Raw genomic sequence first — 16,141 nt, 5'->3', positions numbered from 1 at the left:
AACATAGGAGTAACTGAAAATGAAGGAACACCACATTCCTCCCCTATATGAGCGCCTTAGACCAGAAAAACTGGAAGATTTTGTTGGGCAAAAACACCTTATAAAAAGTATTTCCACTATACTTAAGGCTACCTTCCCTCCAAATATCTTGTTTTTTGGGCCTCCAGGATGTGGGAAGACTACTTTAGCCCAAATTATTGGGAAAAATTTCTCAAAAAATATTGTGCACCTAAGTGGTCCTGAAACTGGGGTATCTGAAATAAAAAAGCTCATCCAGGACACAGATATACTCATCTTAGATGAAATCCACAGGTTTTCAAAGGCCCAGCAGGATGTATTTTTACCCATACTTGAAAAGGGCAAATTAAGGCTATTTGCCACAACCACTGAAAATCCTTCCTTTTCAATAACCAGGCAACTTTTATCAAGGCTTCATGTATTAAAGCTAAATCCCCTACAAAAAGACGACTTAAAAACAATCGCCCAAAAGGGCATGGAAGAGTTATCCATCTCTCTCCCTGAAGATGTCATTGACTATATAATCAATGTATCCATGGGGGATGCAAGGAGCCTTTTAAATATATTGGAATTTGCAAAAGACGTGGATCCATCAGATTTAACTGTTGAAAAAATAGAAGAGGTCTTACCAAAAAGGGTAATTATGGGAAACAGACAGGGAGATCTACACTATCATCTTGCATCTGCACTCATTAAGTCCATTAGAGGAAGTGATCCAGATGCTGCTGTATATTATCTTGCCTGTATGCTTGAATCTGGCGAGGATCCCAGGTTTATATGCAGGAGGCTTATTATATCTGCAGCAGAGGATATTGGACTTGCTGACCCATATGCCCTGACCCTGGCTGTTTCCTGCTACCAGGCAGTGGAACTAATTGGAATGCCTGAGGGTTTTATCCCCATGTCTGAGACCACCATCTACCTATCACTTGCCCCTAAGAGCAACTCATCATATAGGGCATACCTTGAAGCACAGGGCTTGATAAAAGAAAAGTCCATATTAGACGTACCCTTACACCTCAAAAATCCGTCAACTGGACTTGATAAAAAATTTGGATACGGCAAGGGATACAAATATCCACATGCATACAAAGAGGCATGGGTGAAACAACAATATCTGCCAGATGAATTAAAGGACAAAAAATTTTACAAACCAAGAACACATGGCAAAGAACCATATCTGTTAAAATGGCTCAAAACCAGGATAAAAAAAGATTTCTAAACCAAGTTTGTCAAAATGATAAACTTGGGTTAAAAAAGTTATTGTGTATTTAAAATTCTTTTCAAGACCTTTTTGGGAAGGTCATAATCTGGATTTGTCCTAAGGGACTTTTTAAAAAATTCTATGGCCCTATCTTTATCTCCTCCTTTATAAAAGATCATCCCCATGTTATATAAGACCACCTCATTGTCCCTGCCGAAATCAGGATTCCTCCTGAGAAGGACATTTAGTATATCCCTTGCTTTCTCAACCTCACCTGCTTCCAAATATGCCATGGACATATTATACATAATCCTCTCGTTGTAGGGATCCAACTTAAGTGCCTTTTTGTATTCCTCTATTGCCAATTTTGGCTTCTTCTGTTGCCTTAGACATATGCCCAGTCTATTAAAGGTCTCTATATCACTGGCATCAAGGGTCTTTTTAACATCCAGTGCCTTTCTATAGTATTTCTCAGCCAGGGATGAATCCAGGTTCATAAGGTTATCTGCTATTTTTATGGCTAAATTTCCAATTTCTTCCTTTAATTGTTTTGTAGCAAGGGTTATTGCGCTGTCTAAATATTTTTCACCTTCTTCCTTATTGCCTATTTCCACAGAAACAGTTCCAATTTCTACCTTTCTTTCAACATTTAATGGACTGAGTTTATCCAATTTTTTTAGATATTCTAACAGGGCTTTTTTATCCCCTGTGTCTTTACTTATTTCAACAAGCCTCTTCAATGGGTCTAAATACAATTTCCAATCAGTGTGGGCCTTTAAATAACACTGTTTTGCCTTTTCAATATTCCCCATTTTTTTATATATGTCTCCTTTTATCATGTAAGCTGCAGCACTATTTGGTTTGATCTTCAAAATTTCATCACATTTTTTCAGGGCCAGGTCCAAATTACCTTTATTTAAATAGGCCTTTGCCTCTTCAATTATCTCCCCTAACTTTGATTGGGGCTTTACTGTAAATGCTATCTTTTCTATCAAGGTATTCATACTAAAGGGCTTGGTAATAAAATTATTTGCCCCCAGCTCATAAAATTTTATAAGTACTTCCTTTTCAACCTCAGTTGTGAGCATTATAACAAACACCTTGTCTTTATAAGTCTCTCTTATAACACTGAGCAAATTTGTGGTCTGAATCCCATCATAGACCCTCTCCAAAAACAACAGCACTCTATTTTGGGTTTTAAGTTCCAGATTAATCCTGGCAATAAGATCCTTCTTGGAATAACAAGTGGCTATACAACTCTTTTTAATACCAAGGTGCTTTAAGACCATCCTGTGGAGGAGCTTTATAAAATTATTGTCCCTGGTGTATGTCAAAAAAACCCCACCACTATTTACAAAATCTATAACTGTATTCTCATACTGGGAAAATTTTATCTTTTCTTTTATCCCCATAAACATAAACCTATTTTGCTTTTACTGGGCCAATTCATATAATTGGCCCAATATATTAAATTATAGATTTTCAGCTATAATTTCTCCGAACCTCTGACAGCCTACAACCTTTGCTCCATCCATGAGTCTTGCCAGATCCTGGGTCACCTCTTTTTTTGAAATCGCCTTTTCAATTGCATTCTGGATCCTTGAGGAAGCATCTATCCATCCCATGTATTCAAGCATCATTGCCCCTGATAGGATTAGACTACAAGGATTGGCTGTATCTGTTCCAGCCCTTTTGGGAACTGAACCATGGGTTGGCTCAAATAGGGCCAACTTATCGCCTATATTTGCACCTGGAGCAAGTCCAAGTCCACCTACCTGTGCTGCCAGTGCATCAGATATATAGTCACCATTTAAATTTGTAGTTGCAATTACGTCGTATTCTGCTGGCCTGGTTAATACCTGCTGAAACATATTGTCTGCTATCCTGTCTTTTATTACTATCTTACCCTCTACTTCCTCACCTTCCCTTACACAAAATTCTTTAAACTCATCCTCTTCCATCACCTCATAACCCCACCTGTAAAATGCCCCTTCTGTAAATTTCATTATATTTCCCTTATGCATTAAGGTAACACTTTTTCTCTTGTTGTCCAGGGCATATCTAATGGCCTTTCGAATAAGCCTTTTTGATCCTTTTTCAGTAATGGGCTTAATCCCTATTGCAGCACTTATATCAATATCTGCACCTAACTCATCTTTCATGAATTCAATTAGCCGCTTTGCCTCACTGCTACTGGCCTCCCATTCGATCCCAGCATACACATCCTCTGTATTTTCTCTAAAAATCACCATATCAACTAGTTCTGGATGCTTCACAGGGGTCTCAAGGCCTTTAAAATACCTAACAGGTCTAATACATGCATATAGATCAAAAGTCTGTCTTAAAGTCACATTAAGACTTCTAAAGCCCTTACCTACTGGAGTTGTGAGTGGTCCCTTTATTGCTATTTCTGCTTCTTCTCTTAATATTTTAAGGGTCTCATGAGGCAGGTATGAGCCAGTTTCCCTGTAAGCCTTTTCTCCAGCCAAAACTTCAATCCACTCTATCTTCTTTTCCCCTCCAGATGCCACATCAACTGCCCTGTCAATTACCAGTTTTGCTGCCCTAAATATCTCTGGACCTATTCCATCACCTTCAATGTAATAAACTTTTTTCACATCCATATCACCTTTTCCTCCTAATCTATATACTTCTTGATATGCCAATTAATTTGTAAACAGTCATGCCCGATAGCCACGCCACATCTTCTGGGGAAAGGATATTTGATATACTTGCATCAAACAGGATGTTTCCAGAAGGTGGAAATTCTTCATCCCCTTCCCATAAGATGTATTTAACAGGCACAAAGGGAAAAAAATAATATAAAAATCCAATATCCCCATCATCTATCTTCTCTCCACCCAGCATGGAAAAACATTTCTCAAAGAGTTCCAGATTCTGTCCAAAGACCTTTACCATTGGATTTATTGCCCTGGCAGTAAAAGGACCAAAATAAAAGCTTGCCCCTGGTATTTCCCTATAAGATATCCACTCATCATATATCTCAAGGGGCTTTTTCCCCTGCAAATAGTGTAAAATGAGCACTTGTTCAGTAAGAGGCACTTCCTTTTCAGATTTTATTTTGTCCTTAAACACAAAATCAGGGTAGGTAAGCTCATAAACACTTCCAAGAAAAGGTATTTCCATTTTATTATCATCTACTATTTTAAAACCACTTCTATTTGCAAGGTATTTAAAACTCTCGTCCTTAAGTTCTAATACTGCCTTTTCCCTGGCCATTTTATAATCATCTATTCTAGGCATAAAAAATCTCCCTTTAAAAAATAAAATATAACTCCCTTTGAAAGACCGATGCTATTAAAATATTCTGAGAAAATCCAGATATAAAAAAACCCTACCCTTAAAAATAAAATTAAGGGCAGGGCCATAAGTGCTTTTTAAGGTAAAAAATTATAGTTCTAACCAGGAATCTGAATACAAGGTCTTTCCAAGGAGGACATTTGTTGTTTTTACGTAATCCTGAAGCTCTTTTGGTAGGTCATCTAATTTTGGCTCATTTCCATCCATTGTCTGGTAGATCACGTCAACTATATCCTGACGTTCACCCTTAGCAATGGCATTTAATACATCGTCCTTTGGATCAGTAATAATTGACTGCATTCCATATTTCATAAGCATAACAGCATAGGTCTGGTTCAAGATTGGACGAAGGTGATCAGGTGCACCATTGGATACATTTGAGAGACCACATGTGGATCTCACACCTGGGAACATCTCAGCCAGTTCTCCATAGAGCATCTCATAAAATTTAACGAGCTTCATGGCATGATCTTGCTGAACATTAACAGGGGTGACAACACCGTCAACCCAGATCTTTTCACTTGGGATACCAGCTGCATTTGCTGCAGTTAAGAGCTCCACTGCAAGTGCAACTCTCTCGTGTTCATCCCTGGGAAGACCTTCAGGTCCCCACATAAGGGCAACAAAATCAGCATTATATTCAGCAGCAAGGGGAAGCATCTTCTCATATCTTTCAGGTCTGCACATAATTGAATTTATAATTGGGGGCTTATCACATACCTTTAGCCCAGCCTCAATAGCATCAATGTTTGTAGTGTCTAGGAGCAGAGGTAAATCCACCACTTCCTGGACAGTTTCAACAACCCATTGCATTAGGTCTGGTCCATCCTTTTTTGCAGGACCAATATTTAAGTCAATATAATCCATTCCCTTTTCCTTTTGAAAAAGGGCCTCTTCCTGGATGGGCTTTTTATCCCTTTCCTTAAAAGCCCGTCCAATCTTTTTTACCATTACATTTAAGCTTTCTCCAAAAAGTAACATTGTCATACCAAAATCCCCTTTACCTATTTATGTTTCCATTACAAAAAAGGGCAACCCTTAAACTGTGGTTGCCCTTTAAACTATACCAAAGCTACTGCCTTGCTTTTAAGAAGGCTGGCAGGTGCGCAGCCTCTCTTGGCCCAACTATTATCTTCCAATCAGGCAGCTCTTCCTCTAACTCACCAACTATTGCAGCTGCATAACCAGGGATAATGAGTTCTTTGTGTTTTATCTTGTCTTCAATCCCTGATTTCTTTACAAAAATTCCAACATCATCACCAGAGAATTTACCAGCAGCCCAAGCAGTTAAAACTGATAGACCTTCTGTATCTTTAATAAGTAGCCAGCTGGGTACCTTTGATGCCTCCACTTCACCAGATACAATAAAGTAGGTAAGGGCAAAGTTAGATGTAACAAGTACTGGGGAGTTCTCATCTGGTTTACCAATTTCATAGATACCTTCAGTTACTGTCATTGGCCTCTGTGGATCTGTAAAGATATTTAACCTCTCTAGAAGGAGTGGGAACAGGGATTCTGGTTGAAAATCCGATAAAACTACAATTCCGCCATATTTGGCAATAAATGTTGCTGCAAGTATGGTCTCTACATCCAGGTTTGATGCCATATCGCATGGAAAAGTAATAGTTGGATATCCAACTGCCCTATTCTTTTGTCTTACTGCTGCGCGCCTGAGTGCCACTTGATCTATAAATGCCTGTTTTGGTTCCCTTGCACCTGAATCAATTACAATATCCTTTAAACCCATATCTGCCAATTTTTCTGTCAATGGAATTAACTCATCAACAGAATCTGCCTTTACAGCAACTGGTACTCCATTTTCTTTAGCAAGATTTCCAAAATCCTCTACATTGTCCTTTGTTACACCATAGATAAGAGGCCTCTTAAATTTTGTAACACCTAATGCTGCTTCTATTACCTCTTTGTTTTCAGACATTAAGATCAAATTAAACTCAGATGTTTCAGCTATCAACTTGGCCTTGGCAGCAAATTCGTCCTTATTGCCATTTACATCTTTTAGTGCAATTAACTCAGGACGTAAATTCAGACCAACCCTTTCATATTGAAATGCATTCCATACCTTTAATTTGTCTTTTAACTCATCCTCTGAAATATCAGAATTCACCAAAGCAGCTATTGCTGTTGGTCCCACAAATGTCTTTTCGTGTCTATATTCTACAGTCTCACCCCCGATTTTTACAGCCCTAACACCTTTACCAATGGCCACTGGACGCACTGGAGGTGCTGATGCCTCAGCCAATTTTTCCCTAGCCTCATCAGACACATATGGACATTGATCCAATTCAGCCTTACCAGCAGCCAGATTCATGGCAAAAGCAAGACATGTAGCTGCCCCACACTCCTTACAGTTTGTGCCAGGAAGCATCTTAAATATTTGAATTCCTGTTAGACCCATATTACTCTCCTTTTATATAAAACAGTCCCTTTTATGTTCTTTAAAGAAAACAAGGGGGCAAATTTGCCCCCTAATATTCCCTATTAACCAGCAACCATTGGCTCAAGTTCCAGAGCTGGATGCTTCTTTTCTTTTAAGAATGGCAAAATCTCTTCTTCTGTTGTTCCAACGGTCTCGTCTGCGATCCTGTCAATTAAATCAGGAATACCCAGCTCTTCTCCTCTCTTAATGAGCCTTTCTTTGAGCTCTTCCTTTAGCATCTTTGGCATCCATACAAGCCTTAAAAGACCACCATGCTCTTGGTCCTTGGGACCATCACCGCGCAAAAACTTTCTCTGGGTGATGTTGAATTTGGAATGCCCCACAAATCCTGGAGTCTGGGCACCACCACCAATTGTTCCTGCCAGGGTTGTAAAGGTCATACCACATGGTGTCTCACCCTGATATTCCCTATTTACTGTCATAACACCATTACACTGTGGTAAGACTGCTGCAATACATTCACAGCAACCACAAGTGGTCATTGGTCTGTCTAATATTGAATAAAATGTGTAGGAGGATATACCGCCCTTTGATGCCTTGTGTACAAAATCATTAACTCCTTTCCATTCACCTTTCCAGGGATCTAAACATTCACCTTTCTCGATTGGCTGGTTAGGACCAGTTGGATTGATTTCATAAGATGCCCTACAATCCATCCAGTTATATGCACCACAAAGACCTGTCCTCTCAGGAGATACTGTACATACGTGGCTTGGGGCAAAGGACTGACAAAGGGTACAGGAGTAGTAAATCTCAACGTCCTCATCCCTCATGTTTTCAACACGCTCGTCACGATATTTATAGGCAGCCCTTGCCTTCTTTGTGAGTTCATCTACGTCGTCTTTGTTTGTATACAAAGTGACCTGAACCTTATCTAAGATCTTTCCAAAGTCCTGGTGTAATTTTGCGTGAAGTACAACACCTATATCCTTTAGGGTAAATCCCTTTTCAACTGCAGCCTTGGAAACCCTTACCCAGGAAATATCTCTCTGACCAATGTGCATTACGCCCTGGATGTAGTTAACAAGGTGATGGATCTGTCTTTCTAAAATTGGCTCAAAGTCTTCCTGAAATTCCCTACCAGCAACCTGTACATAAATTCCAAGGGGTAGAACATCTCCCTCTTTTAGATCTGGAATATCCTTACCAATAACTTCTACTTTACCATCTTCAATTTCATTCATATTGGCCATTTGAACAAGCTCGGTACACTGGGTCTTACCACCACCCATCTGACAGAACAAATCGCCTTTTCTTACCCTTTCACCTTCATATGCAGGACCAAATGCACATGGGATATCAATCTTGGTTACCTGTACTTTAAGACCTCTAACCTCAATTGACTTCTGAACAATCTCATCATGGGGCACATTGGATACAACGTGTTCATAAGTACATACACCATAAGGTAGTACCTGAGGAATATCTGTATCAGCTATTGTTGGGAATCCCCAGTTAATGGCACCGCCAGCTGCTGCAGCCCACTCAGCATTTACATCGCCAAGTGCATTGACAAATGCAAATACACGGTTTTTGTTGTAGAGCAAAATCTTTTTATAGTCACCAGGCTGTACACCACCAAAGGCCATTGCTACCCTATTGGCAAAACCAAGTGCAAATACTGCTGATGAAATCTCTGGACCATATGGAACAATACGAGTATTCCAGCCAATCTGTACCCCAGCCTCTAAAAGTTGCTCAGCTACTGTGGTTCCATTTTGATTAGCTGCCAGGAATATGTAGAGGTTTTTCTGCTGGTAATCTTCAACAATCATCTTGGCAATTTCTGGAGTTGGAGCAGCGCCAACTATTGCTGCAAAACCAGGAGCTGAACCATCAACAAACTCAACACCCCTTTTCCTGAAAATAATATCATCAGCTGCACCTAACCAGATCTTTCCATTTTCTTCATCTATTTCCTCAGAATGGAGGTAAAAATCTGGCTTTTCAAGATAATTTAAAGCCTCATCTATCTCAAAGGCAAATATTGCAGCCATACCTGCATCTAGTAGGGGTCCAAGATAAGGTACATGGTGATGACCTTTAATATGTGGAGGAAGAAGCTGCCTAGCATATTCAAGTGGCTTCTTCATATCTTCTAAAGTCTCCACCTTGTGACCTGTTAAGGAATAGATAACAGGTAGATAATATGCTGTATTTGGAAATCCAACCTTTGTGGATGCCTCATAACCTTCAAGGACCCTTTTATAGCGTCCTTCCACCTTTGATACTATGTTATATGCACCCTGTATAACTGCAAATGCCACTAATTTGGACATATTCCTCTCCTTTTATATTTTTTTATTTACGCTGCCCTTTTATGGATCAATTTTAACTCAAAAAGCTGTCTTTCTGGACCACTTTGAGGTACATTTTCTGGAAAGATTTGTTTTTCTTCCTCTTCTCTTCCTTTTTTGAGCTCTTCATATTTCTTTCTTACGGCCTCAATGTCCTGCTCAAGTTTCTTCTTAAATTCCTCTTCTTCCTTCTTCTTGGCCTCTTCAGCCTTGGCCTTTTCTTCTGCCAATTTCTTGGCCTTATCCTCTTTAGGGGCTTCCTTCTCTTTCTTGGAGATCTCAAGCTCTTCTAATACGGCCTTTACACCCTCTTTGATCATTGCTGCTAATTTTGCCTCATCAATGGCAACGCCAGCAACTGGAGCTGCAGCCGCTACCTTTTCTTCAGGTACTTTTTCTTCTTTCTTTTCTTCTACCTTCTTTTCTTCAACCTTGGCCTCTACTTTCTTTTCCTCAACCTTCTTCTCAGGCTCTTTTTTCTCTTCCTTCTTTGGTGGTGCTGCCTCTTTCTTTGCAGCAGGTGCTGCTGCCTTTTTCTCTTCCTCGATCTTTAGATCTGGCTCTGGTGCAAGTGATGCATAATCAACACTTACCTCTGGTAGCAATTTATTTATTGGAGCAACATCAGTTGCCATTCCACCGTCTATCATTAAATCAATATATGCGCGCACCAATTTTACAGTTTCAGGATGACGTAAAATAAGGAGAGAAGAGCCTGAAATTAAATAACAAACTGCTGCAACGCTCTCCATTAAAATTCCCCTTCTCTCTGGATCACCTAAAAGGGGAGCGCTATCCACTGTCTCCTTTGCCTCTTTACACTTCCAGACCTCAAAGGAAAGGTTATTTACTATGGGAAGCTGCAACTTGTCGTCGCCAAAGGTCATGGCGGCGAGCATAATCCTCTCCATTACTGAATATGAATACTCAAGTCCATAACCAAGACCGCCTGTTGTGGGGTCAATTACCATTCTATCTAGAGGTAATCCCAAATTCTCAAGCAGGATATTGATCTGTTTTGCAAGGTTGATGTCAATTGGAGAGGAGGCAATGGCGGTATGACCAAATCCCATTACAGCAGCGCCGATCTGTTTGTGATTTGCATCTTCAATTGGGCCAATTGCTAAATTTTTCCCATCGCACTCTTCTGCTATTTTCTTCAATACCTCTGCATCCTTTTCCACATTGGCACAGCCCCATACAATCACTGGCACATCCACAGCATCCAAAACACTCTTGACTGTGGCAACTGCCTCTTCAGCCGGCGCATTTTTGTCATTGGGGTCAATGGACCTAAGGAGCAGGGCAATGGCATCTGCACCATACTCTTCAACACACTTCTTGGCCCACTTTGCTGGATCATTTAAACAATCCTTAAATGGCTCCTTTGCTGCATCAGGCCACTCTGGGGGTTCCATATCCCAAACTTCCATTGCAATCTTGGGTTTGTTTGGCATGTCTCCCTCAAAGGTATAAAAGGGCAGACATGTCTGTCCCCCCAATTTCAGGGCCTTGTCACCAGTCCCAATGGTGACTTCCTTGATCGCTCCTGAGTAATTTTCTTTAATGATCTCAAAGCCCATAAGCACTCCTTCACTTTTGAAAATATTAACAAAAAAAATTCTAACTTGATTTAAAACCCCTTTATCGCAGTTTTTTGATATGGGATTAGCTTTAAATCTTCTAATTGTCAATATATAACCAGAGCAGACTTACAATAATTTTATTTTTTTCTCACTTGCCCAAGGATTCTCCTGGTTTCTTTTATACGTTCATTCACTCTTGGAAACAAATTTATATCTGTATGTGGCAAAAACAACGATGCCACATAATTGTCCATATAAGAAGGTGTCTCTGACAGTTCAAAATTGGTCATTTTTTTAACCACCTCTACCACATCCCTTCTGATCTGGTTATTTAGAGAACTCATTTTGGCACCTAACAAGGATCCATTGCCAAGATAAGATATCTTATCTGTATCCATCTCAGGCAAAAGACCTATTGTAATGGCCTTTTCTAAATCAATATAGCTCCCAAAGCCACCGGCAATGATAATTCTATCCAGATCCGATATTGAAAGCCCAACCTCCTTAAGTAATGTCATGCAACCACTATAAATTGCCCCTTTTGCCCGGATTAAATTATCAATATCTGGCTCTTGAAGGCTTATATCCCTATCAATTCCGCTCTCCTCTGCCCAACAAAGTACATATTCCCATATACCATCCTTCTCTCTGATCCTTGGAGTATCAAGGTCTCTATTAAATTTTCCCCTATTATCAATAACCCCCACTTCAAACAAGGTAGCAACAGTTGTAATAAGTCCTGACCCGCAAATGCCAATTGGCTTTGCATTCCCAATTGTAAAGACCATTGGCTCCAGGGTAACAGGATCTATTGAAAAATCTTCAATAGCCCCTTTTTCTGCCCTCACACCAAATTTCATGCCTCCACCTTCAAAAGCAGGTCCTGCAGAACACGCAGCACACGCCATCCAGTCTTTATTTCCTATAACTATCTCAGCATTGGTACCAATATCCACATACAGGGTAAGTTCAGGTTCCTTATACACTAGAGAACCCATAATCCCAGCAACAATATCCCCTCCAACATAGCTGGATACCGAAGGGTATAAAAGGGCAAGTACATGTTCACCAACATCTAATCCAAGCTCTTTTGCATTTAGAGGAGGATATAGTGTGCAGGTTGGAACATATGGAGCACGCCTAATATACCTGGGGTCTAATTTTAAAAACAGATGTGTCATTGTGGTATTTCCAGCAAGGGTAATTGTAGAAATCTCATCATCACTCACCCCTGCCTTTTTCATTATCTTTCCTATAACCTTATTAATTGTCTTTAAAACTGCCTGATTTAATTCTTCCAGACCATTTCCCTTTTCAGCATAAACAATCCTGTTAATAACATCTTCCCCATAACTCATCTGGGAGTTGAAATCACCATACTCTGCAAGTACCTCACCATTATTTAAATCAAGCACCTGTCCATAGATAGTGGTTGTGCCTATGTCCACTGCAATAGCAAAGTTTCTGTTTGTGGTATCTGTGGGCTGGACGTTTAATATCCTGGTCTTTCCATCTTCCCTAACAGACCGAGCCAGGGTTGCAGTTACCTTAAAATCAGCTTCCCTGAGCACCTTTGATATTTTTTTAATCACTGAAAAATCAACTTCCAATCTGTGCTCGTTATGTTGCAATTTCAGAAAATTTACAAGCCTTGTCACATCTGCTGAATTGTCTTCATGGGTTGGAGGAGGGAGCTCAAGATAACGCTTTTCAACAGGGGGCAAAAACATTCCCTTTTCTTTAAAATCAATTAGGTCTATCTGCTTTATTTTTGCCCTTCTTCTAGGAGATGCCTGGATATTTAAAACACTTTCATCTATCTCTGATTCAATTGGTACCCTTACCTCAATATCTTCTACTACTTCAGACAAACACGCAAGTCGATAGCCTTCATCTATATCTTCTTTACTGAGCTTCTCACTAATACCACCCTTAACACTTCCCTTTTCAAGCTTGACCCTACACTTTCCACAAACCCCGTTACCACCGCAAGATGCATTAATGTGAACCCCTGCAAGTAACGCAGCCCTGATTACAGGTGTTCCAACATCCACTTCTATTTCTCGTCCATGGGGTAAAAATTTTACCTTTGGCATGTCCACCTCCTTGAAAGCCATAACAGGGAATACCCTGTTTTTGGAAAAAATTTTTATTTCTTTACACTAAATTTCACTGAAGGAAATTTTGAGAGATCAGTATGGGGCAAAAATTTTGCTCCACTAAATTTATTCATAAATTCCTGGTTAACATTGAGTTCAATGTACGTTATCTTTTCCTCTAACATAAATACTTCATCAAAGGATCTGGGCTCTGTAAGCAATTTCTGGGAGCCCTTTAAAGACGTATTTCCAAGGGGAACAAACCTGTCTATTGGGAGATCAGGGAGCATACCAATTGTAATTGCAGACCTTGGATTAATAAAATTTCCAAAGGTACCTCCAACATAGAATTTTGATATTTGAGAAAGGCTTATCCCCACAGTCTCAGCCAATGTCTCCAATATTGTGTACATTGCTGCCTTTGATCTAATTAAACTGTCTATCTCAGGCTGGGAAATGAGTAAGTCCTCTCCAATTGCAGACTCCTTTGCATCCACCAACTTCAAATAAAGGATCTCATCCCTTTCAACAAAAAGCTCAGGGATTCTGTCCTTTACAAATTTCCCCCTGATATCTAGCAGGCCATTTAAAAATAATTCAGCTGCCAGATCTATCATTCCTGATCCACAGATCCCAACAGGAGGTCTGTTTTCAATGGTTGTGTATTCAAATTTTCTTTTAACCGGATCAAACCTTACCCTGTCAATAACACCAGGGGCTGCCTGTTTTCCTATCTTGCTCACTCCACCTTCTAAGGCTGGTCCAGCAGCACCAGCACACGCAACGAGCCAATCACAATTTCCCAAAATTACCTCAGCATTTGTTCCAACATCCACAAAAAGAGATATCTCCTCCTGTCTGTGGATCCCACACTCAAGAAGTCCAGCAAGTAAGTCTCCTCCAAAATAACTCCCAATATTTGGAAACAAAAACACCTTTGCCCCTGAAGCCACATCCAGCCCAATCTCTCTTGCTGAAAATAGATCCAGTCTATTTAGCGGTGGGATATAGGGCTCCCTTATAATCCAGTTCGGTACTATCCCCAAAAAAAGATGGGTCATTGCCGTATTACCAGCAATTGCTATATTTACTATGTCTTTTGGGTCTGCACCTGCTTGTTTACACAAGATTTTTATATTGTTATCTAAATCCCTTACAATTAATTCCCTGAGATCTTCCCTTCCCTTTAAATTTTCTGCATAGTGAATCCTGGTCAGGATATCAGGACCAATCTTTGCCTGGGGATTTAAATAATTCCCCTGTATTAACTCTTTTTTTGACTCAAGATCCAATATAGATACAACATACCTTGTGGTACCAAGATCCACTGCCACCCCTAAAAAACTTTTGCCTGGCCTGGCCTTTATACCAGTTAAATAGTGTGCGCACCTGTCCCTAAAGATGGAACACTTAACAGAAAAATCCCCATCCCTTAAAACAGAAGGAAGCCCCTTTAAAAAGGTCAAGTCTGCAAGACACCTTGGCACACCGGTCTTTTCCTTGATTACTCTATTTAATCTATCCCAGTCAGAGGTGTTGTCCTGGAGGGTGGGTTTTGGCAAATCAATATCCACTACCCATGAATTTATATGGCTCATATATTGTGTCCTCCCACAATGGTAGGCCAGTTGGTATTTCCACCAAAAATCTTATGTATCTTAAATCCCTTATCCCAAAGGAGGGAGTTGATCTCCTCTACCTTGGATGGGAACATACCAGATAGAATTAACCAATTAAAATTATTTACTTTTATCTCAGTCAGGATATCTGATAACACATCAAAGTGTATATTGGCAACCAAAAGATTACTTTTAATTTGGACAAAATCCTGGGCCCTACCCCATATGGGTAGTATTTTTTTGTTCATGTTATTAAGTAAAATATTTTTTCTGGTTGTCCTCACTGCCAAGGGATTTAAATCAACAGAAAGGGCTATTTTTGCCCCTAATTTTACGCAAAAAAGGGACAAAATACCTGTTCCACATCCAAGATCCAAAACGCTCTCAATGGTATTATTTTTAAATAACCAATCTATGGCCAGAAGACTATTATAGGTTGTTTCATGGTTTCCTGCCCCAAATACAACTGAAGGGTCTAGTAATATATCTCTATTATTCAATTTAGATGGTCTGTTCCATATAGGGATTATCCTTACATCACCAACATCAAATGTATCTATTTCACCTCCCAACCACTCTATATACTCCATTTCAAACTTATCTTTTAAAGACAAATTTTTTTCATCTTCTACTATACTAGACACCAATTTATCTTGTTTTTCTAAAAAAAATAAAAAACTATCGCCTTCTTCTATCCAGCATCCAATATAACTTTCACAATCAAGCTCCCTTGAGAATCGTCCATTTAAATAATATATGTATAATCTTGGGTTATACATACTAAATTATGTTTTTAAATATTTCATATGCACTTTTTAGGGCAATTGAGTCTTCAGGGATCTCAAAGGTAGGCTTTCCAAGCATATCATACTCCTGGATCTTTGGATCCTTCATAACACATCCTAAAAACTCCATTCCCATATCATCAATATATTTTTTTACAGCATCACTAAGTTGTCCTTCCACATTATTTAATACAAGATATCCCCTGCCTATTACTACATTTAAGGATCTTGCAAGCTCATTTATCCTCTTTGCTGCTTGAAGACCCCTTTTTGATGTATCAGACACCACCACAAGTCCATCCACATCCTTTGTGGTTAGCCTGCTTATATGTTCCATCCCTGCTTCGTTGTCTATAACAATATAGTCGTAGTTTCCAGCCAGTCTGGTCAAAAAGTTTGTAAGCAGGGTATTTGCTGCACAATAACAACCCTGTCCTTCTGGCCTGCCCATGACAACCAGGTCAAACTTGTCTGTTTCAATAATGGACTCTTCCAACTTGGTATCCATAAATCTGTCCTTGGTCATACCAACAGGCACCTCCCCCCTCTTCATCTGTTCCCTAATATCTCCCAGAGTGGTCTCCACTTCCACCCCCAACACCTCATTTAAATTGTAATTTGAATCAGCGTCCACTACTAAAATTGGATATTTTTCTGTCTCAATCATATACCTTATCAATAGTCCACACAAAGTGGTCTTTCCAACTCCACCTTTTCCTGAAAACGCTATTGTATATGCCATGAGTTAATTCTC

12 protein-coding genes are annotated in these 16,141 nt (G+C 39.7%); 1 reads left to right on the top strand and 11 read right to left on the bottom strand.

What is annotated here, in order from left to right; all coding sequences use genetic code 11:
- Positions 1-19: 19 nt before the first annotated feature.
- A complete protein-coding gene (locus ACYQ0O_RS01440) occupies positions 20-1,240 on the top strand; it encodes a replication-associated recombination protein A (RefSeq protein WP_459889972.1) in 1,221 nt (406 codons plus the stop codon).
- Between the two features lie 38 nt (positions 1,241-1,278).
- On the opposite strand, the gene ACYQ0O_RS01435 is transcribed toward ACYQ0O_RS01440, so the two are convergent.
- From ACYQ0O_RS01435 to ACYQ0O_RS01385, 11 genes are all read right to left on the bottom strand, one after another.
- Positions 1,279-2,634: a tetratricopeptide repeat protein gene (locus tag ACYQ0O_RS01435; RefSeq protein WP_459889970.1), complete on the bottom strand. Its 1,356-nt coding sequence runs from the start codon at positions 2,632-2,634 to the stop codon at positions 1,279-1,281.
- A 60-nt stretch (positions 2,635-2,694) separates the two neighbouring features.
- Complete coding sequence (gene icd, locus ACYQ0O_RS01430; RefSeq protein ID WP_459889968.1) at positions 2,695-3,846, bottom strand: isocitrate dehydrogenase (NADP(+)); 1,152 nt, start codon at positions 3,844-3,846, stop codon at positions 2,695-2,697.
- A gap of 19 nt (positions 3,847-3,865) precedes the next feature.
- The gene (locus ACYQ0O_RS01425) at positions 3,866-4,486 is read right to left on the bottom strand and encodes a DUF3786 domain-containing protein (protein WP_459889966.1); all 621 of its coding nucleotides are present in this window, start codon (positions 4,484-4,486) and stop codon (positions 3,866-3,868) included.
- Positions 4,487-4,633: 147 nt separating this feature from the next.
- Complete coding sequence (locus ACYQ0O_RS01420) at positions 4,634-5,530, bottom strand: dihydropteroate synthase (protein WP_459889964.1); 897 nt, start codon at positions 5,528-5,530, stop codon at positions 4,634-4,636.
- 85 nt (positions 5,531-5,615) lie between these two features.
- Positions 5,616-6,959: an acetyl-CoA decarbonylase/synthase complex subunit gamma gene (acsC, locus tag ACYQ0O_RS01415; protein ID WP_075068116.1), complete on the bottom strand. Its 1,344-nt coding sequence runs from the start codon at positions 6,957-6,959 to the stop codon at positions 5,616-5,618.
- Positions 6,960-7,042: 83 nt separating this feature from the next.
- Positions 7,043-9,280, bottom strand: a complete 2,238-nt coding sequence (acsB, locus tag ACYQ0O_RS01410) for an acetyl-CoA decarbonylase/synthase complex subunit alpha/beta (protein WP_459889962.1) — start codon at positions 9,278-9,280, stop codon at positions 7,043-7,045.
- Between the two features lie 26 nt (positions 9,281-9,306).
- The gene (locus tag ACYQ0O_RS01405; RefSeq protein WP_459889960.1) at positions 9,307-10,881 is read right to left on the bottom strand and encodes an acetyl-CoA decarbonylase/synthase complex subunit delta; all 1,575 of its coding nucleotides are present in this window, start codon (positions 10,879-10,881) and stop codon (positions 9,307-9,309) included.
- A gap of 140 nt (positions 10,882-11,021) precedes the next feature.
- A complete protein-coding gene (locus tag ACYQ0O_RS01400) occupies positions 11,022-12,980 on the bottom strand; it encodes an ASKHA domain-containing protein (RefSeq protein ID WP_459889958.1) in 1,959 nt (652 codons plus the stop codon).
- A gap of 53 nt (positions 12,981-13,033) precedes the next feature.
- A complete protein-coding gene (locus tag ACYQ0O_RS01395; protein ID WP_459889956.1) occupies positions 13,034-14,581 on the bottom strand; it encodes an ASKHA domain-containing protein in 1,548 nt (515 codons plus the stop codon).
- Entirely contained in the window at positions 14,578-15,381 is an 804-nt protein-coding gene (locus tag ACYQ0O_RS01390; protein WP_459889954.1) for a 50S ribosomal protein L11 methyltransferase, read from the bottom strand. Before ACYQ0O_RS01390 ends, ACYQ0O_RS01395 begins: the two co-directional genes overlap by 4 nt.
- Before the next feature lies 1 nt (position 15,382).
- Positions 15,383-16,129, bottom strand: coding sequence for an ATP-binding protein (locus tag ACYQ0O_RS01385; RefSeq protein WP_459889952.1), 747 nt, complete (start codon positions 16,127-16,129; stop codon positions 15,383-15,385).
- Positions 16,130-16,141 lie beyond the last annotated feature (12 nt).

The sequence above is a fragment of the Desulfothermus okinawensis JCM 13304 genome (genome assembly GCF_054654515.1).
The sequence above is the reverse complement of the archived record's forward strand: the minus strand, read 5'-3'. Positions and strand labels throughout refer to the sequence as shown.

Coding starts and splice junctions, on each gene's coding strand:
- ACYQ0O_RS01440 (WP_459889972.1), top strand. CDS start 20: ATGAAGGAACACCACATTCCTCCCCTATATGAGCGCCTTAGACCAGAA.
- ACYQ0O_RS01435 (WP_459889970.1), bottom strand. CDS start 2,634: ATGGGGATAAAAGAAAAGATAAAATTTTCCCAGTATGAGAATACAGTT.
- icd (WP_459889968.1), bottom strand. CDS start 3,846: ATGGATGTGAAAAAAGTTTATTACATTGAAGGTGATGGAATAGGTCCA.
- ACYQ0O_RS01425 (WP_459889966.1), bottom strand. CDS start 4,486: ATGCCTAGAATAGATGATTATAAAATGGCCAGGGAAAAGGCAGTATTA.
- ACYQ0O_RS01420 (WP_459889964.1), bottom strand. CDS start 5,530: ATGACAATGTTACTTTTTGGAGAAAGCTTAAATGTAATGGTAAAAAAG.
- acsC (WP_075068116.1), bottom strand. CDS start 6,959: ATGGGTCTAACAGGAATTCAAATATTTAAGATGCTTCCTGGCACAAAC.
- acsB (WP_459889962.1), bottom strand. CDS start 9,280: ATGTCCAAATTAGTGGCATTTGCAGTTATACAGGGTGCATATAACATA.
- ACYQ0O_RS01405 (WP_459889960.1), bottom strand. CDS start 10,881: ATGGGCTTTGAGATCATTAAAGAAAATTACTCAGGAGCGATCAAGGAA.
- ACYQ0O_RS01400 (WP_459889958.1), bottom strand. CDS start 12,980: ATGCCAAAGGTAAAATTTTTACCCCATGGACGAGAAATAGAAGTGGAT.
- ACYQ0O_RS01395 (WP_459889956.1), bottom strand. CDS start 14,581: ATGAGCCATATAAATTCATGGGTAGTGGATATTGATTTGCCAAAACCC.
- ACYQ0O_RS01390 (WP_459889954.1), bottom strand. CDS start 15,381: ATGTATAACCCAAGATTATACATATATTATTTAAATGGACGATTCTCA.
- ACYQ0O_RS01385 (WP_459889952.1), bottom strand. CDS start 16,129: ATGGCATATACAATAGCGTTTTCAGGAAAAGGTGGAGTTGGAAAGACC.